At 53.7% G+C, this 17,372-nt stretch carries 16 protein-coding genes; all 16 read left to right on the top strand.

Annotated elements, in window-relative coordinates; all coding sequences use genetic code 11:
- Positions 1-12 precede the first annotated feature (12 nt).
- The 16 genes from wcaA (at position 13) to wcaL (ending at position 17,372) form a co-directional block, all read left to right on the top strand.
- Complete coding sequence (wcaA, locus tag E0L21_RS14205) at positions 13-858, top strand: colanic acid biosynthesis glycosyltransferase WcaA (RefSeq protein WP_044489411.1); 846 nt, start codon at positions 13-15, stop codon at positions 856-858.
- The gene (gene wcaB, locus E0L21_RS14200; protein ID WP_131410548.1) at positions 858-1,349 is read left to right on the top strand and encodes a colanic acid biosynthesis acetyltransferase WcaB; all 492 of its coding nucleotides are present in this window, start codon (positions 858-860) and stop codon (positions 1,347-1,349) included. The genes wcaA and wcaB overlap by 1 nt, the downstream gene beginning before the upstream one ends.
- Positions 1,346-2,563 carry a colanic acid biosynthesis glycosyltransferase WcaC gene (gene wcaC, locus E0L21_RS14195; RefSeq protein WP_131410547.1) on the top strand — a complete coding sequence of 406 codons (1,218 nt, stop codon included), beginning with the start codon at positions 1,346-1,348 and terminating at the stop codon, positions 2,561-2,563. The genes wcaB and wcaC overlap by 4 nt, the downstream gene beginning before the upstream one ends.
- Positions 2,538-3,758 carry a colanic acid polymerase WcaD gene (gene wcaD, locus E0L21_RS14190; protein WP_131410546.1) on the top strand — a complete coding sequence of 407 codons (1,221 nt, stop codon included), beginning with the start codon at positions 2,538-2,540 and terminating at the stop codon, positions 3,756-3,758. Before wcaC ends, wcaD begins: the two co-directional genes overlap by 26 nt.
- Before the next feature lie 13 nt (positions 3,759-3,771).
- Entirely contained in the window at positions 3,772-4,518 is a 747-nt protein-coding gene (gene wcaE, locus E0L21_RS14185; RefSeq protein WP_131410545.1) for a colanic acid biosynthesis glycosyltransferase WcaE, read from the top strand.
- Positions 4,519-4,540: 22 nt separating this feature from the next.
- Positions 4,541-5,095 carry a colanic acid biosynthesis acetyltransferase WcaF gene (wcaF, locus tag E0L21_RS14180; RefSeq protein ID WP_017458487.1) on the top strand — a complete coding sequence of 185 codons (555 nt, stop codon included), beginning with the start codon at positions 4,541-4,543 and terminating at the stop codon, positions 5,093-5,095.
- Positions 5,096-5,121: 26 nt separating this feature from the next.
- Positions 5,122-6,243, top strand: coding sequence for a GDP-mannose 4,6-dehydratase (gene gmd / locus E0L21_RS14175; RefSeq protein ID WP_131410544.1), 1,122 nt, complete (start codon positions 5,122-5,124; stop codon positions 6,241-6,243).
- 2 nt (positions 6,244-6,245) lie between these two features.
- Positions 6,246-7,211, top strand: a complete 966-nt coding sequence (gene fcl, locus E0L21_RS14170) for a GDP-L-fucose synthase (RefSeq protein ID WP_065370572.1) — start codon at positions 6,246-6,248, stop codon at positions 7,209-7,211.
- A gap of 2 nt (positions 7,212-7,213) precedes the next feature.
- Positions 7,214-7,687, top strand: a complete 474-nt coding sequence (locus tag E0L21_RS14165) for a GDP-mannose mannosyl hydrolase (protein WP_131410543.1) — start codon at positions 7,214-7,216, stop codon at positions 7,685-7,687.
- The gene (gene wcaI, locus E0L21_RS14160; protein ID WP_131410541.1) at positions 7,684-8,988 is read left to right on the top strand and encodes a colanic acid biosynthesis fucosyltransferase WcaI; all 1,305 of its coding nucleotides are present in this window, start codon (positions 7,684-7,686) and stop codon (positions 8,986-8,988) included. The genes E0L21_RS14165 and wcaI overlap by 4 nt, the downstream gene beginning before the upstream one ends.
- Positions 8,985-10,421: a mannose-1-phosphate guanyltransferase gene (gene cpsB, locus E0L21_RS14155; RefSeq protein ID WP_131410539.1), complete on the top strand. Its 1,437-nt coding sequence runs from the start codon at positions 8,985-8,987 to the stop codon at positions 10,419-10,421. Before wcaI ends, cpsB begins: the two co-directional genes overlap by 4 nt.
- A 109-nt stretch (positions 10,422-10,530) precedes the next feature.
- Entirely contained in the window at positions 10,531-11,901 is a 1,371-nt protein-coding gene (gene cpsG / locus E0L21_RS14150; RefSeq protein ID WP_131410777.1) for a colanic acid biosynthesis phosphomannomutase CpsG, read from the top strand.
- A gap of 58 nt (positions 11,902-11,959) precedes the next feature.
- A complete protein-coding gene (wcaJ, locus tag E0L21_RS14145; RefSeq protein WP_131410537.1) occupies positions 11,960-13,354 on the top strand; it encodes an undecaprenyl-phosphate glucose phosphotransferase in 1,395 nt (464 codons plus the stop codon).
- 9 nt (positions 13,355-13,363) lie between these two features.
- The gene (locus tag E0L21_RS14140; protein ID WP_131410535.1) at positions 13,364-14,842 is read left to right on the top strand and encodes an MOP flippase family protein; all 1,479 of its coding nucleotides are present in this window, start codon (positions 13,364-13,366) and stop codon (positions 14,840-14,842) included.
- Positions 14,843-14,874: 32 nt separating this feature from the next.
- A complete protein-coding gene (gene wcaK / locus E0L21_RS14135) occupies positions 14,875-16,155 on the top strand; it encodes a colanic acid biosynthesis pyruvyl transferase WcaK (protein ID WP_131410533.1) in 1,281 nt (426 codons plus the stop codon).
- The gene (gene wcaL, locus E0L21_RS14130) at positions 16,152-17,372 is read left to right on the top strand and encodes a colanic acid biosynthesis glycosyltransferase WcaL (protein WP_131410531.1); all 1,221 of its coding nucleotides are present in this window, start codon (positions 16,152-16,154) and stop codon (positions 17,370-17,372) included. The genes wcaK and wcaL overlap by 4 nt, the downstream gene beginning before the upstream one ends.

Genomic DNA, 17,372 nt, shown 5'->3' with positions numbered 1-17,372 from the left:
AGGGAACGCATCATGAGCACAACAGCAAACCCATTAATTTCAATTTATATGCCAACCTGGAACCGGCAACAGCTGGCGATCCGCGCGATTAAATCGGTGCTGCGCCAGGATTACCCGCACTGGGAAATGATCATTGTTGATGACTGCTCCGCAAGCTTTGAGCAACTGCAACAGTTTGTTGATGAGCTGGGCGACCCGCGCGTAAGTTACACGCGTAACGCCTTTAACTCCGGTGCTTGCGCGGTGCGCAACCAGGCGATTTTGCAGGCGAAAGGCCAGTACATTACCGGCATTGATGATGACGATGAATGGACGCCAAACCGTCTGTCCGTTTTTCTCGCGCACAAACATCTGCTCAATACCCGCGCCTTTTTGTACGCCAACGATTATGTTTGTCAGGGCGAAGTCTATTCGCAACCGGCGAGCTTACCGCTGTACCCGAAATCGCCGTTCTCGCGCAAGTTGTTCTACAAGCGCAACATCGTTGGCAATCAGGTCTTCACCTGGGGCTGGCGTTTTAAAGAGAGCCTGTTTGATACCCAACTCAAGGCGGCGCAGGATTACGACATTTTTCTGCGGATGGTCGAGGAGTACGGCGAGCCGTGGAAAATCGAAGAAGCCACGCAGATCCTGCACATTAACCACGGTGAAATGCAGATCACCTCTTCGCCGAAGAAATTTTCCGGCTACTTCCACTTTTACCGTAAGCACAAAGACAAATTCGATCGCGCCAGCAAGAAATATCAGCTGTTCACTCTCTATCAAATCCGCAATAAGCGGATGAACTGGCGCACTTTGCTGACGCTTTTTTCCCTGCGTAACGGCAAACGTCTGGCTGATGGGCTGCGGGGGAAATAATGCGTCTGGAAGATTTTCGCGCTAATCACTGGAATTTGCGCCCGTGCTGCATGGTTGCGGCGTACCGCATTGCCCATTTTTGCTCCGTGTGGCGCAAAAAGCATGTCATCAACAATCTCTGGGCCGCGCCCGTCATTCTGTTGTACCGCTTTGTCACGGAATGCCTGTTTGGCTACGAAATCCAGGCCGCTGCGACGATTGGTCGCCGCTTTACCATTCATCACGGCTATGCGGTGGTGATCAATAAAAACACCGTCGCCGGGGATGATTTCACCATTCGTCATGGTGTCACCATCGGCAACCGTGGAGCCGACAGCCTGGCCTGCCCGGTGATTGGCAACAACGTTGAATTGGGTGCCAACGTGGTGATGATTGGCGATATCACTATTGGGAACAACGTCACCATTGGCGCGGGTAGCGTGGTGCTCGACAGCGTGCCGGACAACGCGCTGGTGGTGGGCGAGAAAGCGCGCGTGAAGGTGATTAAATGAATATTTTGCAATTTAACGTGCGCCTTGCAGAAGGCGGTGCCGCAGGCGTTGCGCTGGATTTACATCAGCGCGCGCTGCAACAAGGCATTTCATCACGTTTTATTTACGGCTATGGCAAAGGCGGCAAAAAAAGCGTCAGCCACGACAACTATCCGCAGGTGTATAAACAGACACCACGTCTGACTTCCATCGCTAATCTGGCGTTGTTTCGCCTGTTTAACCGCGATGTTTTCGGCAATCTGAATAATCTCTATCGCACCGTGACCCGCACAGAAGGGCCGGTGGTGCTGCACTTCCATGTGATGCACAGCTACTGGCTGAATCTGGATGAACTGGTGACGTTTTGCCAGAAGGTGAAAGCGCACAAGCCGGATGTCACCTTTGTCTGGACGCTGCATGACCACTGGAGCGTGACCGGGCGCTGCGCCTTTACCGATGGCTGTGAAGGCTGGAAAGAGCATTGCCGCAAATGCCCAACGCTGTCGAACTACCCGCCGGTGAAAGTTGACCGTGCGCATAAGCTGGTTGACAGCAAACGTCAGCTCTTTAACGACATGTTGGCGCTTGGCTGCCAGTTTATCTCCCCCAGCCAGCACGTGGCGGATGCCTTTAATAGCCTGTATGGGGCAGGGCGCTGCAACATCATTAATAACGGTATTGACGTGGCGACAGAAGCGATTCTGGCCGAGCTGGCACCGGTGAAAGAGACGCAAGGCAAACCGAAGATTGCTGTGGTGGCGCACGATCTGCGCTACGACGGGAAAACCAATCAACAACTGGTGCGCGACATCATGGCGATGGATGACCGTGTGGAGCTGCATACCTTCGGTAAGTTTTCACCGTTTGAGGGCAACAATGTCACCAACCACGGTTTTCTGACCGATAAGCGCAAATTGATGAGTGAACTCAACGAGATGGATGCGCTGGTCTTTAGTTCTCGCGTGGACAACTATCCGCTGATTCTGTGCGAAGCGTTATCTATCGGTGTCCCGGTGATTGCCACCCACAGCGATGCGGCACGCGAAGTGTTACAGAAATCGGGCGGTAAGACATTCAGCGAGCAGGAGGTTTTGCCGCTAGTGCAATGCCATAAAGCCGAGATTGCCCAGGCGGTCTTTGGCGAAAGCCTCGACGCATTCCGCGCACGCAGCCGCCAGGCATACAGTGGCCAACAGATGCTGGAGGAGTATGTCTCATTCTATCAAGGTCTGTAGCTACCTCCTGCTGCCGCTCATTTACCTGCTGGTTAACGTCAAACTCCTCCAGTTGGGCGAGAGTTTTCCGATCACTATCGTGACGTTTTTGCCGGTGCTGCTGTTGCTCTATGTTGAGCGCATCAGTGTGAAGAAATTGATGATAGCGCTGGGGGCCGGGGCAGGGCTGACGCTGTTTAACTTTATTTTCGGTAAGTCGCTGGACGCCAGTAAATATGTCACCTCGACGATGCTGTTCGTTTATATCGTGATCATCATCGGCATGGTATGGAGCATCCGCTTCAAAACCATTTCGCCGCATAATTACCGTAAGATCTTGAGATTTTTCTATGCGGTAGTGGCATTCGTGGTTCTGCTTGCGGCGATGGAAATGGCGCAGATTATCCTGACTGGCGGCAGCAGTTTAATGGAAGGAATTTCGAAATATCTCATCTATAGCAACAGTTACGTGCTGAATTTTATCAAGTTCGGCGGTAAACGTACTACGGCGTTATATTTCGAACCGGCATTCTTCGCTCTGGCGTTAATCTCAATTTGGCTCAGCATCAAACAGTTTGGTATCAAAACGCCGAAGACCGATGCTATGATTTTGGCAGGGATAGTTCTTTCGGGATCGTTCTCTGGGGTAATGACATTTATCCTGTTTTATCTGCTGGAATGGGCTTTCCAGTATCTGAACAAAGAGGCGATCCGTAAAAAGTTACCGTTGGCAATTATTTCACTGGCAGTGTTTATTGTTGGCGTTGTATTTGCTTTTCCATATATCGCAGAACGAGTCGGCGATTTAGGTACGGAAGGCTCTTCCTCGTATTATCGTATTATCGGTCCGCTGGTGATGGTGGGATATTCACTGACCAATATTGATGGTGTAGTAAGATTTGGCTCACTTTACGAATATGTCGCATCATTCGGAATCTTTAACGGTGCGGACGTCGGGAAAACAATAGACAATGGGTTGTATCTGCTGATCATTTATTTTTCATGGTTCGCGGTATTACTGACCGGATGGTATCTGTTTAAAGTTGGAAAAATGATGATAAATGCCTTTGGCAACAATCAGAATTTTCGCGTTCAACTTTATCTGTTCACTCCGATATCGTTGTTTTTTACGGGGTCTATCTTTAGCCCGGAATATGCGTTTTTAATTGTTTGTCCATTTATTCTACGCAAAGCGTTGAATATAGCGACTACATGATGAGGTGGGTCAAATGCTGCTAAGTGTTATTACTGTCGCGTTTCGTAATTATGAAGGTGTGATGAAAACCTGGCAGTCGCTGGCTCACCTGGAGAAAGCGCAAGATATTGAATTTGAATGGATTGTGGTTGACGGTGGCTCTCAGGATGGTACTGAGGAATTTCTGAAAAACCTCAATGGGCAATACAATTTACGCTATATCAGCGAACGCGATAAAGGCATCTATGATGCTATGAATAAAGGGATCGATATGGCCGCAGGACGCTTTGCGCTGTTTCTCAATTCCGGCGATATTTTCCATGAAGAAATTGTGGATGTTGTTCGCCAGCTGGATGATGAGAGAGAAAATGCTATGTATATTGGTGATGCGCTGTTGGATTTCGGCGATGGCACCAAAATACGTCGTGGCGCAAAACATGGCTGGTATATTTACCACAGCCTACCGGCCAGCCATCAGGCAATATTTTTCCCGGTAAATGGTCTGAAAACTTACCCCTACGATCTGCAATATAAAGTCTCTTCCGATTACGCATTAGCCGCCAGAATGTTTAAAGCGGGTTTCCCGTTTAAACGTTTGAAAGGCCTTGTCTCTGAATTTTCGATGGGCGGCGTATCAACATCTAATAACCTTGAATTATGTCAGGATGCTCGCAACGTGCAGCGTAAAATATTACGCATGCCGGGCTTCTGGACACAGTTGTCTTATATGTTGCGTTTACGGACGACCGGCAAAACGAAAGCCTTATATAACAAAGCATAACGCTCAGATATAAGGAAAAATGATGCAGGATTTAAAAGGATTCTCCGTGCCGAAAGGCTTTCGGGGCGGCAACGCTATTAAGGTTCAACTGTGGTGGGCGGTTCAGGCGACATTATTCGCATGGTCACCGCAGGTGCTGTATCGCTGGCGCGCGTTCCTGTTGCGTTTATTTGGCGCGAAAGTTGGAAAAGGCGTGGTTATTCGTCCATCGGTAAAAATTACCTATCCGTGGAAATTAACATTGGGCGATTACAGCTGGGTAGGAGATGACGCAGTGTTATATACGCTGGGTGATATTTCTATCGGTGCGAATTCAGTGGTTTCTCAGAAATGTTATTTGTGCACCGGCAGTCACGATTATATGAGCGCGCATTTTGATATTAACGCGACGCCAATCGTGATTGGTGAGAAGTGCTGGCTGGCGACAGATGTGTTTGTTGCGCCAGGCGTCTCCATCGGCGACGGGACGGTAGTCGGTGCGCGCAGCAGTGTTTTTAAATCGCTTCCGGCAAATGTGATTTGCCGTGGCAATCCCGCAGTGGTGACGCGCGAACGCGTTGAAAAGGTAACTCCCTGAACTGGGACTATTGAGGAAAATAAATTATGTCTAAAGTCGCTCTCATCACCGGCGTAACCGGGCAAGATGGCTCTTATCTGGCTGAACTGCTTCTGGAGAAGGGTTACGAAGTTCACGGCATTAAACGCCGCGCTTCCTCATTCAATACCGAGCGTGTGGATCACATCTATCAGGATCCGCACACCAGCAACCCGAAATTCCATCTGCACTACGGTGACCTGACCGATAGCTCCAACCTGACGCGTATCCTGCAGGAAGTGCAGCCGGATGAAGTTTACAACCTGGGCGCGATGAGCCATGTGGCTGTGTCGTTCGAATCCCCGGAATATACCGCTGACGTTGATGCCATGGGTACGCTGCGTCTGCTGGAAGCGATTCGCTTCCTGGGTCTTGAGAAGAAAACCCGTTTCTACCAGGCGTCCACCTCTGAGTTGTACGGCCTGGTGCAGGAAATCCCGCAGAAAGAGACCACGCCGTTCTATCCGCGCTCTCCGTACGCGGTTGCCAAACTGTACGCGTACTGGATCACCGTTAACTACCGTGAATCCTACGGCATGTACGCCTGCAACGGCATTCTGTTCAACCACGAATCTCCGCGCCGTGGTGAAACTTTCGTGACCCGTAAAATCACCCGCGCTATCGCCAACATCGCCCAGGGTCTGGAATCCTGCCTGTACCTCGGCAACATGGACTCCCTGCGTGACTGGGGCCATGCCAAAGATTACGTGAAAATGCAGTGGATGATGCTGCAACAGGAAAAACCGGAAGACTTCGTTATCGCCACTGGTGTGCAGTATTCCGTGCGTCAGTTCGTGGAATTTGCCGCCGCACAGTTGGGTATCAAACTGCGCTTTGAAGGCACCGGCGTGGAAGAAAAAGGCATTGTCGTTTCTGTGACCGGCCATGACGCACCAGGCGTGAAACCGGGCGATGTGATTGTTGCCGTTGACCCGCGTTACTTCCGTCCTGCTGAAGTGGAAACCCTGCTGGGCGACCCGAGCAAAGCGCACGAAAAACTGGGCTGGAAACCGGAAATCACCCTGCAGGAGATGGTCTCCGAGATGGTGGCAAAAGATCTGGAAGCAGCGAAAAAACACTCACTGCTTAAGGCCCACGGTTACGAGGTTGCCATCGCGCTGGAGTCCTGAGCATGACCAAACAACGTGTTTTTGTGGCTGGCCATCGCGGGATGGTGGGGTCAGCCATCGTACGGCAGCTCGAACAGCGGGCGGATATCGAACTGGTGCTGCGTTCCCGCGAGGAGCTGAACCTGTTAGATAGCGCGGCTGTGAATGCGTTTTTCGAAAACGAACGTATCGACCAGGTTTACCTGGCGGCGGCGAAAGTGGGCGGTATTGTGGCGAACAATACCTACCCGGCGGACTTCATCTACGAAAATATGATGATTGAGAGCAACATTATTCATGCCGCGCACAAGAACGACGTGAATAAGCTGTTGTTCCTCGGTTCGTCCTGCATCTACCCGAAACTGGCTCACCAGCCGATTGCGGAAAGTGAGCTGTTACAGGGCACGCTGGAGCCGACCAACGAACCGTACGCCATTGCCAAAATCGCCGGTATCAAGCTGTGTGAGTCCTACAACCGTCAGTATGACCGTGATTACCGCTCGGTGATGCCGACCAACCTGTACGGGCCGCACGATAACTTCCACCCGAGCAACTCGCATGTGATTCCTGCGCTGTTGCGCCGCTTCCATGAAGCGACACAGGAAAATGCGCCGGATGTGGTGGTGTGGGGCAGCGGCACGCCGATGCGTGAATTCCTGCATGTGGATGATATGGCGGCTGCCAGCATTCATGTACAGGAACTGGCGCGCGAAGTGTGGCAGGAGAATACCGAACCGATGCTGTCGCACATCAACGTCGGCACCGGCGTGGACTGCACCATTCGTGAACTGGCGCAAACCGTGGCAAGCGTGGTGGGCTACAAAGGTCGCGTGGTGTTTGATGCCACCAAACCGGACGGCACCCCGCGCAAACTGCTGGATGTGACCCGCCTGCATCAGCTTGGTTGGTATCACGAGATCTCACTGGAAGCGGGGCTTGCGAGCACCTACCAGTGGTTCCTTGAAAACCAGCACCGGTTCCGGGGGTAAGTATGTTTTTGAGTCAGGAAGATTTTGCCACGGTGGTGCGTTCGACCCCGCTGATTTCCATCGATTTGATCGTGGAAAACTCACGCGGCGAGTTTTTACTCGGCAAGCGCACTAACCGCCCGGCCCAGGGATACTGGTTCGTACCGGGCGGACGCGTGCAGAAGGACGAGCCGCTGGCGGCCGCTTTCGAGCGTCTGACTCAGGCGGAACTGGGACTGCGCCTGCCGATGTCGGCAGGCGAGTTTTACGGCGTCTGGCAGCACTTCTATGACGACAACTTTTCCGGCCCGGATTTCACCACGCATTACATCGTGCTGGGCTTTCGCCTGCGCGTGGATGAAGAGACCCTCGCGCTGCCGCCGGATCAGCACAATGACTACCGCTGGGGCACGGCGGAGTCACTGATTGCCGACCCGCTGGTGCATGACAATAGCCGCGCCTATTTTCTTGATGCGCAGGGAGTTCCGGGCTTATGAAAATCCTGGTCTATGGCATCAACTATTCGCCGGAGCTGACCGGGATCGGTAAGTACACCGGCGAAATGGTGGAATGGATGGCCCGTCAGGGCCATGACGTGCGTGTTATCACCGCGCCGCCGTACTACCCGGAGTGGAAAGTGGGCGCGCACTACAGCGCCTGGCGCTGGCGCAAAGAGCAGGGCGTTGCCACGGTGTGGCGCTGCCCGCTGTATGTGCCCGCGCAGCCATCGACCTTAAAACGGCTGCTGCACCTGGGCAGTTTTGCCCTGAGTAGTTTCTTCCCGTTGATGGCGCAGCGTCGCTGGAAACCGGATCGCATTATCGGCGTGGTGCCGACACTGTTTTGCACGCCGGGCATGCGCCTGCTGGCAAAACTGAGCGGTGCGAAAACCGTGCTGCACATTCAGGATTATGAAGTCGACGCCATGCTGGGTTTAGGCATGGCGGGCAAAGGTAAAAACGGTCGTGTGGCGAAGCTGGCGACCGCTTTTGAACGCAGCAATCTGCATAACGTTGACAACGTGTCGACCATCTCCCGTTCGATGATGAACAAAGCGCGGGAGAAAGGGGTGGCTGCGGACAAAATTATTTTCTTCCCGAACTGGTCCGAAGTGGCGCGTTTTCGCGATATTGACGACGAATCCGTCGCGCAACTGCGCCGAACACTCGGCCTGCCGGATGACAAAAAAATCATTCTTTACTCCGGCAATATCGGTGAGAAGCAGGGGCTGGAAAATGTAATTGAAGCGGCGGCAAAACTGCACAACCAGCCGTGGCTGTTTGTGATTGTAGGCCAGGGCGGCGGCAAGGCGAGGCTGGAAAAAATGGTCAGCGAGCGCGGGCTTCACAACGTGAAATTCTTCCCGTTGCAGCCGTACGAGGCGTTACCGGCCTTATTGAAAATGGGCGATTGCCATCTGGTGATTCAAAAACGCGGCGCGGCTGACGCGGTGCTGCCGTCCAAACTGACCAACATTCTGGCGGTCGGCGGCAATGCGGTCATTACCGCTGAAGAGAGTACCGAACTTGGCCAACTGTGCCTGACCCTGCCAGACATTGCGGTCTGCGTTGAACCGGAATCGGTTGACGCGCTGACCTGGGGCATTGAACGCGCGCTGGCGCTGCCCAAAAACAACACGGTGGCACGTGAATATGCCGAACGCACGCTCGAAAAAGAGAACGTGTTAAGCCAGTTTATTGCAGATATCAGCCCGGAGAATTCCACTCAGTCCGCGGGTGCCCGCGAAAGCGCGCATGACGGCGAACTGAACTTCGATGGCAATGGGGATAAATCATGAGTCAAACACAACTCTATCCGGTCGTGATGGCCGGCGGCTCTGGCAGCCGTTTGTGGCCGCTGTCCCGTGTGCTTTACCCTAAACAGTTTCTCTGTCTGAAAGGCGAACTGACCATGTTGCAAACCACCATCTGCCGCCTGAACGGCGTGGAGTGCGAAAGCCCGGTGGTGATTTGTAACGAACAGCACCGCTTTATCGTGGCGGAGCAACTGCGTCAGCTGCACAAGCTGACCGAAAACATCATTCTTGAACCCGCAGGCCGCAATACCGCACCGGCCATCGCGCTGGCTGCGCTGGCGATAACACGCCACAACCCGGATAGCGATCCGCTGATGCTGGTGTTGGCCGCTGACCACGTGATTCAGGATGAAGAGGCATTTCGCACTTCGGTACGCAACGCGATCCCATACGCCGACGCTGGCAAACTGGTGACCTTTGGTATCGTGCCGGATCTGCCGGAAACCGGCTATGGCTACATCCGTCGCGGCGCGGTATCAGCCGGTGAAGTCGATGCGGTGGCGTTTGAAGTGGCACAATTTGTCGAAAAACCCAACCTCGAAACCGCACAGGGTTATGTGGCCAGTGGTGAGTATTACTGGAACAGCGGCATGTTCCTGTTTCGCGCCGGTCGCTATCTGGAAGAGCTGAAAAAATACCGTCCGGATATTCTTGAGGCTTGCGAAAAAGCAATGGACGCCACCGACCCGGATATGGACTTTATCCGCGTTGATGAGGCGTCCTTCCTCGCTTGCCCGGAAGAGTCGATTGACTACGCGGTAATGGAAAGAACTGCCGATGCGGTGGTGGTACCGATGGATGCGGGCTGGAGCGATGTCGGCTCCTGGTCCTCGCTGTGGGAAATTAGCCAGCACACACCGGAGGGAAACGTCCATCACGGCGACGTTATTAGCCATAAAACCGAAAATAGCTACGTTTATGCGGAATCTGGCCTGGTGACAACCGTCGGGGTGAAAGACCTGGTGGTGGTGCAAACCAAAGATGCGGTGCTGATTGCTGACCGTAACGCCGTGCAGGATGTGAAAAAAGTGGTCGAAAAAATCAAAGCCGACGGGCGCCACGAACACCATATTCACCGCGAAGTTTACCGCCCGTGGGGTAAATATGACTCCATCGATTCCGGCGATCGCTACCAGGTGAAACGTATTACCGTGAAGCCGGGGGAAGGGCTCTCCGTACAGATGCACCACCACCGCGCAGAGCACTGGGTGGTGGTGGCGGGTACGGCGAAAGTGACGATTGATGGCGAGGTGAAATTGCTGGGCGAAAACGAATCTATCTATATTCCGCTCGGCGCGCGCCACTGTCTGGAAAACCCTGGGAAAATTCCGCTCGATCTGATCGAGGTACGCTCTGGTTCGTACCTTGAAGAGGATGACATTGTGCGGTTTGCCGATCGTTACGGCCGTGTTTAATTCCCGCGCCGGATAACGCGAACGTTATCCGGTTTATAAATTTAAATTACTCAACAAGATATGGCCATTTTACGGTCACGGCTGACTGTTGCCTGAAGAAGAGGTAATGATGGAAAAATTAACCTGTTTTAAAGCTTACGATATTCGCGGCAAGCTGGGCGAAGAACTCAATGAAGATATCGCATGGCGTATTGGCCGCGCCTATGGGGAGTACCTGAAGCCGCAGACCATCGTGCTGGGTGGCGATGTGCGCCAGACCAGCGAAGCGCTGAAACTGGCGCTGGCGAAAGGCTTGCAGGACGCGGGTGTGAATGTGCTGGATATGGGTCTTTCCGGTACAGAAGAGATCTATTTTGCTACGTTCCATCTGGGCGTTGACGGCGGTATCGAAGTGACCGCCAGTCATAACCCGATGGACTATAACGGCATGAAACTGGTGCGTAAGGGCGCGCGTCCGATCAGCGGCGATACCGGGCTGCGTGATGTTCAGCGCCTGGCAGAAGCCAATGATTTCCCACCGGTGAACCCGGCAAAACGCGGCAGCTACGAGCAAATTAATCTGCGCGACGCTTATATCGATCACCTGATGGGCTATATCGATACCAATAACCTCAAGCCGCTGAAGCTGGTGATTAACTCCGGTAACGGCGCGGCAGGCCCGGTAGTGGATGCCATTGAAGCCCGCTTTAAGGCGCTGAATGTGCCGGTGACCTTTGTCAAAGTGCACAACGAACCGGACGGCACCTTCCCGCACGGTATTCCTAACCCGCTGCTGCCGGAGTGCCGCGACGATACCCGCAATGCGGTGATCGAGCATAACGCCGATATGGGCATTGCTTTTGATGGCGACTTTGACCGTTGCTTCCTGTTCGACGGGGAAGGGCAGTTTATCGAAGGCTACTACATTGTTGGCCTGCTGGCGGAAGCGTTCCTCGAGAAACATCCGGGCGCGAAGATTATCCATGACCCGCGCTTGTCATGGAATACGGTGGATGTTGTTGGCCGCGCGGGCGGTACGCCAGTGATGTCGAAAACCGGCCATGCCTTTATTAAAGAGCGGATGCGCGAAGAAGACGCCATTTATGGCGGCGAAATGAGCGCGCACCACTACTTCCGCGACTTTGCCTACTGCGACAGCGGCATGATCCCGTGGCTACTGGTCACCGAGCTGCTGTGCCTGAAAGGCAAAACTCTGTCACAACTGGTGAGTGACCGCATGGTGGCGTTCCCGGCCAGCGGCGAGATCAACAGCAAACTGGCGGATCCGGCGACGGCTATCAACCGCGTTGAACAACACTTCACGCCAGGCGCGCTGGAGATCGATCGCACGGATGGCATCAGCATCGCATTTGCCGACTGGCGCTTTAACTTGCGCTCTTCCAACACAGAACCCGTGGTACGCCTGAATGTTGAATCGCGACGCGACGTGCAACTGATGGAAGCGCGAACGCAGGAAATTCTGGCACTGTTGAATCAATAACAATAAGGCGTTCCTCTCCCCGATGCCGGGGAGGGTGAGCATACAGGCAGGTACAACGATGACTCATCTCAAAAAACGCGACCGGGCTAAAACGAATGCATCGTTAATCTCTATCGTGCAGCGCTTCTCCGACATCACCATTATGTTCGGTGGCCTGTGGTTGGTGTGTAAGGTCAATGCGCTGCCGTTCTTCTACATGCATCTGCTGATGGCTCTGATTACGCTGGTTGTTTTCCAGATGATCGGCGGAATGACCGATTTTTATCGCTCCTGGCGGGGCGTGAAAATCATGACTGAACTGACGCTGCTGTTGCAGAACTGGACGCTGAGTCTGGTTTTCAGCGCCGGCCTGCTGGCGTTCAATAATGATTTCGATAACACCTTCAATATTTATCTCGCCTGGTATCTGTTGACCACGATGGGGCTGATGCTGAGCCGTTCAGTGATCCGCTTTGGTGCGGGCTGGATGCGTAACCTTGGCTACAACACGCGCCGCGTGGCCGTGGCCGGGGATATGCCGATGGGCCAGGAGTTGCTGGATGGTTTTCGCAATGAACCCTGGCTCGGGTTTGATGTGGTCGGGGTTTACCACGATCCCAAACCGGGCGGCATTACCACTGACTGGGCGGGGAACCTCGACCAACTGGTGGAGGATGCGAAAAGCGGGAAAATTCACAACGTCTACATCGCCATGTCGATGAATGACGCAGTTTGTATCAAAAAGCTGGTGCGCCAGCTGGCCGATACCACCTGTTCGGTGATTCTCATTCCGGATGTCTTTACCTTTAATATCTTGCATTCGCGTGTGGAAGAGGTGAACGGCGTGCCGGTGGTGCCGCTGTATGACACGCCGCTTTCCGGCGTCAACCGCATCCTGAAACGTCTGGAAGATATTGTCCTCGCTTCGCTGATTTTGCTGCTCATCTCCCCGGTGCTGGTGGCGATTTCGGTGGCGGTGAAAATCAGTTCGCCGGGGCCGATTATCTTCCGCCAGACGCGCTATGGCATTGACGGTAAGCCGATCAAGGTGTGGAAGTTCCGCTCCATGAAGGTAATGGAAAACGACAAAGTGGTGACCCAGGCAACGCAGAACGATCCGCGCGTCACCAAAATCGGCAGTTTTCTGCGTCGCACTTCGCTGGATGAACTGCCGCAGTTTATCAATGTGCTGACCGGCGGCATGTCGATCGTTGGCCCGCGTCCGCATGCGGTGGCGCACAATGAGCAGTACCGTTCGCTGATTGAGGGCTACATGCTGCGCCATAAAGTGAAACCCGGTATTACCGGCTGGGCGCAAATTAATGGCTGGCGTGGTGAAACTGACACGCTGGAGAAAATGGAAAAACGTATTGAGTTCGACCTCGAGTACATCCGCGAATGGAGCCTATGGTTCGATATCAAAATCGTTTTTCTGACCGTCTTTAAAGGCTTTGTTAACAAAGCGGCGTATTAAGGAAAGGTCATGAGCCTGAGAGAAAAAACCATCAGCGGCGCGAAGTGGTCCGCTATGGCGACCCTGACCATTATTGGTCTGGGGCTGGTGCAGATGACCGTGCTGGCGCGCATTATCGATAATCACCAGTTTGGTCTGCTGACCATCTCGCTGGTGATTATCGCGCTGGCGGATACGCTGTCGGATTTCGGTATCGCGAACTCCATTATTCAGCGTAAAGAGATAAGTCATCTCGAACTGACCACGCTTTACTGGCTCAATGTCGGGCTGGGCATTGTGGTCTGCATTGCCGTTTTCTCCCTGAGCGGGGTGATCGCCAATGTGCTGAATAACCCGGATCTGGAACCGCTGATTAAAACGCTGTCGCTGGCTTTTGTGGTTATCCCACATGGCCAGCAGTTCCGTGCGTTGATGCAAAAAGAGTTGGAGTTCAACAAGATAGGCGCAATCGAAACGCTGTCAGTGTTGGCGGGCTTTAGCTTTACGGTTATCAGCGCATTCTTCTGGCCGCTGGCGATGACCGCGATTCTCGGTTATCTGGTCAACACCGCCGTGCGCACGCTGCTGTTTGGCTATTTTGGTCGCAAAATTTACCGTCCAGGGCTGCATTTCTCACTGGCTTCTGTCAGTTCCAACCTGCGTTTTGGTGCCTGGCTGACGGCAGACAGCATCATCAACTATGTGAACACCAACCTTTCCACCCTGGTACTGGCACGTATTCTCGGTGCCAGCGTCGCCGGGGGCTATAACCTGGCGTACAACGTGGCGGTGGTGCCACCGATGAAGCTCAACCCCATCATCACCCGCGTGCTGTTCCCGGCGTTTGCCAAAATTCAGGACGACACGGAAAAGCTGCGCGTGAACTTCTACAAGCTGCTGTCGGTTGTTGGGATCATTAACTTCCCGATCCTGCTGGGGCTGATGGTCGTGTCGGATAACTTTGTGCCGCTGGTGTTTGGCGACAAATGGAACAGCATCATTCCTATCCTGCAGCTGCTGTGTATTGTCGGCCTGTTGCGCGCGGTAGGTAACCCGATTGGTTCGCTGCTGATGGCGAAAGCACGGGTGGATATCAGCTTTAAATTCAATGTCTTTAAAACGTTTCTCTTTATCCCCGCCATTATTGTCGGTGGACATCTGGCGGGTGCGCTCGGCGTGACACTCGGTTTTCTGCTGGTGCAAATTATCAACACGGTTTTGAGCTACTTCGTGATGATCAAACCGGTTCTCGGTTCCAGCTACCGCCAATACATCCTGAGCCTGTGGCTGCCCTTTTATCTGTCGCTGCCGACACTGGTGGTGAGCTATGGCCTGGGTCTGGCCCTGAACGGACATGTGCCGCTGGCGGCGATGCTGGCGATTCAGGTCACTGCGGGCGTGGTGGCGTTCGCCGGGATGCTGATTGTGTCGCGTAATGCGCTGGTGGTGGAGATGAAGCGCCAGTTTTGCCGCAACGAGAAACTCAAAACGCTGCTTCGCGCAGGATAAGAAACCTGATTGAACCCCTTTATGAGGTCGTTATGAAATTATTGATCCTTGGCAATCACACATGCGGCAACCGTGGTGACAGCGCTATTTTACGTGGATTGCTGGATGCGATTGCCCTGATTGAGCCTGATGCAGAGGTGGATGTGATGAGCCGCTATCCGGTGAGCTCATCCTGGTTACTCAACCGCCCGGTGATGGGCGACCCGCTCTATAGCCAGATGAAAGAGCAGAACAACGCCGCCGGGTTGATGGGGCGCGTGAAAAAAGTGCTGCGCCGTCGTTACCAGCACCAGGTGCTGCTCTCCAGGGTGACGGATACCGGTAAGCTGCGCAATATCGCTATTGCGCAAGGTTTTACCGATTTTGTCCGCCGCCTGGCGGGCTATGACGCGATTATTCAGGTCGGCGGCTCTTTCTTCGTCGATCTGTATGGTGTGCCGCAATTTGAACACGCGCTGTGTACGTTTATGGCGAAAAAACCGATCTACATGATTGGTCACAGCGTGGGACCGTTCCAGAACGAGGCGTTTAACCAACTGGCAAATTATGTATTTGGCCATTGCGATGCGCTGATCCTGCGCGAAACCGTGAGCCTCAACTTGATGAAGCAAAGCGACATCACTACCAGCAAAGTGGAGCATGGCGTGGATACCGCCTGGCTGGTGGATCACCATCAGCACGATTTTGTTGCCAGCTATGCGGTCCAGCACTGGCTGGATCTGGCGGCAAAAGAGAAAACCGTGGCGATTACGCTGCGTGAGTTGGCACCGTTCGATAAACGACTCAACACCACCCAACAGGCCTATGAACAGGCTTTTGCTGAGGTGGTCAACCGAATCATTGACGCGGGTTATCAGGTCATTGCGCTCTCTACCTGTACCGGCATTGACAGCTATAACAAAGATGACCGTATGGTGGCGCTCAATCTGCGCCAGTATGTGAGCGATCCGTCGCGCTACCACGTGGTGATGGATGAACTCAACGATCTGGAGATGGGCAAGATCCTCGGCGCCTGTGACTTAACTGTCGGTACGCGCCTGCACTCCGCGATTATCTCGATGAACTTTGGTACACCAGCGATTGCCATTAATTATGAACATAAGTCGGCAGGCATCATGCAGCAACTTGGCATGCCGGAAATGGCCGTCGATATTCGCCATCTGCTGGATGGTTCGCTGGCGGCGATGGCGGCCGACACGCTGGGACAACTGCCTGCGATTAACCAACGTCTGGCAACGGCGGTGGCAGCGGAGCGCGAGCACGGCATGAAAATGGTCAAATCGGTGCTTGATCGTGTGCAGGGGGTGAAATGAAAGTCAGCTTCTTCTTGCTGAAGTTTCCCTTATCTTCTGAAACCTTTGTGCTCAATCAGATCGTTGCCTTTATCAATATGGGTTTTGAAGTTGAGATTGTTGCCCTGCATAAGGGCGATATGAACAACACGCACGCGGCATATACCGAGTACCGGCTGGCGGAAAAAACGCACTGGCTACTGGCCGAGCCGGAAGGGAAGATGGCAAAACTGAGCTATCGTGGGCAGGCGATCGCGCGAGGTATCTGGAAGTCCTCAACCTGGAAAGCGTTGAACATGTCACGCTACGGCGGCGAAGCACGCAACCTGATCCTGCCAGCCATTTGCGGCCTCGCGCCGCGCACGTTCAGCGCCGATGTCTTTATCGCCCACTTTGGTCCGGCAGGCGTTACCGCCGCAAAACTGCGGGAACTGGGCGTACTCAAGGGCAAAATCGCCACCGTGTTCCACGGCATTGATATCTCTCATCGCGACGTGCTCAACCACTACACGCCTGAGTATCGGCAACTTTTCCAGCGTGGCGATCTGATGTTGCCGATCAGCGAGTTATGGGCGGGTAGACTGAAAAATATGGGCTGCCCGGAGACCAAAATCGCCGTTTCGCGCATGGGGGTCGATATGGCCCGCTTTAGCCTGCGCTCGGTTAAAAGCCCCGGTAGCCCACTGCAAATTATCTCTGTGGCGCGTCTGACCGAGAAAAAAGGGCTGCATGTCGCCATTGAAGCGTGCCGTTTATTGAAAGAACGTGGGGTGGATTTCAAATATCGCATCCTTGGTATTGGTCCATGGGAACGCCGCTTACGCACGCTTATCGAACAATTCCAACTGGAAGATGTGATTGAAATGCCGGGCTTTAAACCCAGCCATGAAGTGAAAGCGCTGCTTGATGAAGCCGACGTTTTCTTACTGCCGTCGATTACCGGCGCGGATGGGGATATGGAAGGGATCCCGGTTGCGCTGATGGAGGCGATGGCGGTGGGGATCCCGGTGGTTTCAACCGTCCACAGCGGCATTCCGGAGCTGATCGACGCCGGGCAGTCCGGGTGGCTAGTGCCGGAAAATGATGCCGAGGCGCTGGCGCAGCGCCTGGCTGCTTTCGGAAGTATGGAGAGCCGTGATTTGACACCGGTGGTGACGCGGGCGCGGAAGAAAGTCGAGAACGACTTCAACCAGAAAATCATCAACCAGCAACTTGCCAGTCTGTTGCAGACGCTTTAA

This window comes from Kosakonia quasisacchari (assembly GCF_004331415.1).
GTDB classification, from domain to species: domain Bacteria; phylum Pseudomonadota; class Gammaproteobacteria; order Enterobacterales; family Enterobacteriaceae; genus Kosakonia; species Kosakonia quasisacchari.
The sequence above is the reverse complement of the archived record's forward strand: the minus strand, read 5'-3'. Positions and strand labels throughout refer to the sequence as shown.

Bases quoted from the DNA above. Each gene is read 5' to 3' on its own strand.
- wcaA (WP_044489411.1), top strand. From the start codon at position 13: ATGAGCACAACAGCAAACCCATTAATTTCAATTTATATGCCAACCTGG.
- wcaB (WP_131410548.1), top strand. From the start codon at position 858: ATGCGTCTGGAAGATTTTCGCGCTAATCACTGGAATTTGCGCCCGTGC.
- wcaC (WP_131410547.1), top strand. From the start codon at position 1,346: ATGAATATTTTGCAATTTAACGTGCGCCTTGCAGAAGGCGGTGCCGCA.
- wcaD (WP_131410546.1), top strand. From the start codon at position 2,538: ATGTCTCATTCTATCAAGGTCTGTAGCTACCTCCTGCTGCCGCTCATT.
- wcaE (WP_131410545.1), top strand. From the start codon at position 3,772: ATGCTGCTAAGTGTTATTACTGTCGCGTTTCGTAATTATGAAGGTGTG.
- wcaF (WP_017458487.1), top strand. From the start codon at position 4,541: ATGCAGGATTTAAAAGGATTCTCCGTGCCGAAAGGCTTTCGGGGCGGC.
- gmd (WP_131410544.1), top strand. From the start codon at position 5,122: ATGTCTAAAGTCGCTCTCATCACCGGCGTAACCGGGCAAGATGGCTCT.
- fcl (WP_065370572.1), top strand. From the start codon at position 6,246: ATGACCAAACAACGTGTTTTTGTGGCTGGCCATCGCGGGATGGTGGGG.
- E0L21_RS14165 (WP_131410543.1), top strand. From the start codon at position 7,214: ATGTTTTTGAGTCAGGAAGATTTTGCCACGGTGGTGCGTTCGACCCCG.
- wcaI (WP_131410541.1), top strand. From the start codon at position 7,684: ATGAAAATCCTGGTCTATGGCATCAACTATTCGCCGGAGCTGACCGGG.
- cpsB (WP_131410539.1), top strand. From the start codon at position 8,985: ATGAGTCAAACACAACTCTATCCGGTCGTGATGGCCGGCGGCTCTGGC.
- cpsG (WP_131410777.1), top strand. From the start codon at position 10,531: ATGGAAAAATTAACCTGTTTTAAAGCTTACGATATTCGCGGCAAGCTG.
- wcaJ (WP_131410537.1), top strand. From the start codon at position 11,960: ATGACTCATCTCAAAAAACGCGACCGGGCTAAAACGAATGCATCGTTA.
- E0L21_RS14140 (WP_131410535.1), top strand. From the start codon at position 13,364: ATGAGCCTGAGAGAAAAAACCATCAGCGGCGCGAAGTGGTCCGCTATG.
- wcaK (WP_131410533.1), top strand. From the start codon at position 14,875: ATGAAATTATTGATCCTTGGCAATCACACATGCGGCAACCGTGGTGAC.
- wcaL (WP_131410531.1), top strand. From the start codon at position 16,152: ATGAAAGTCAGCTTCTTCTTGCTGAAGTTTCCCTTATCTTCTGAAACC.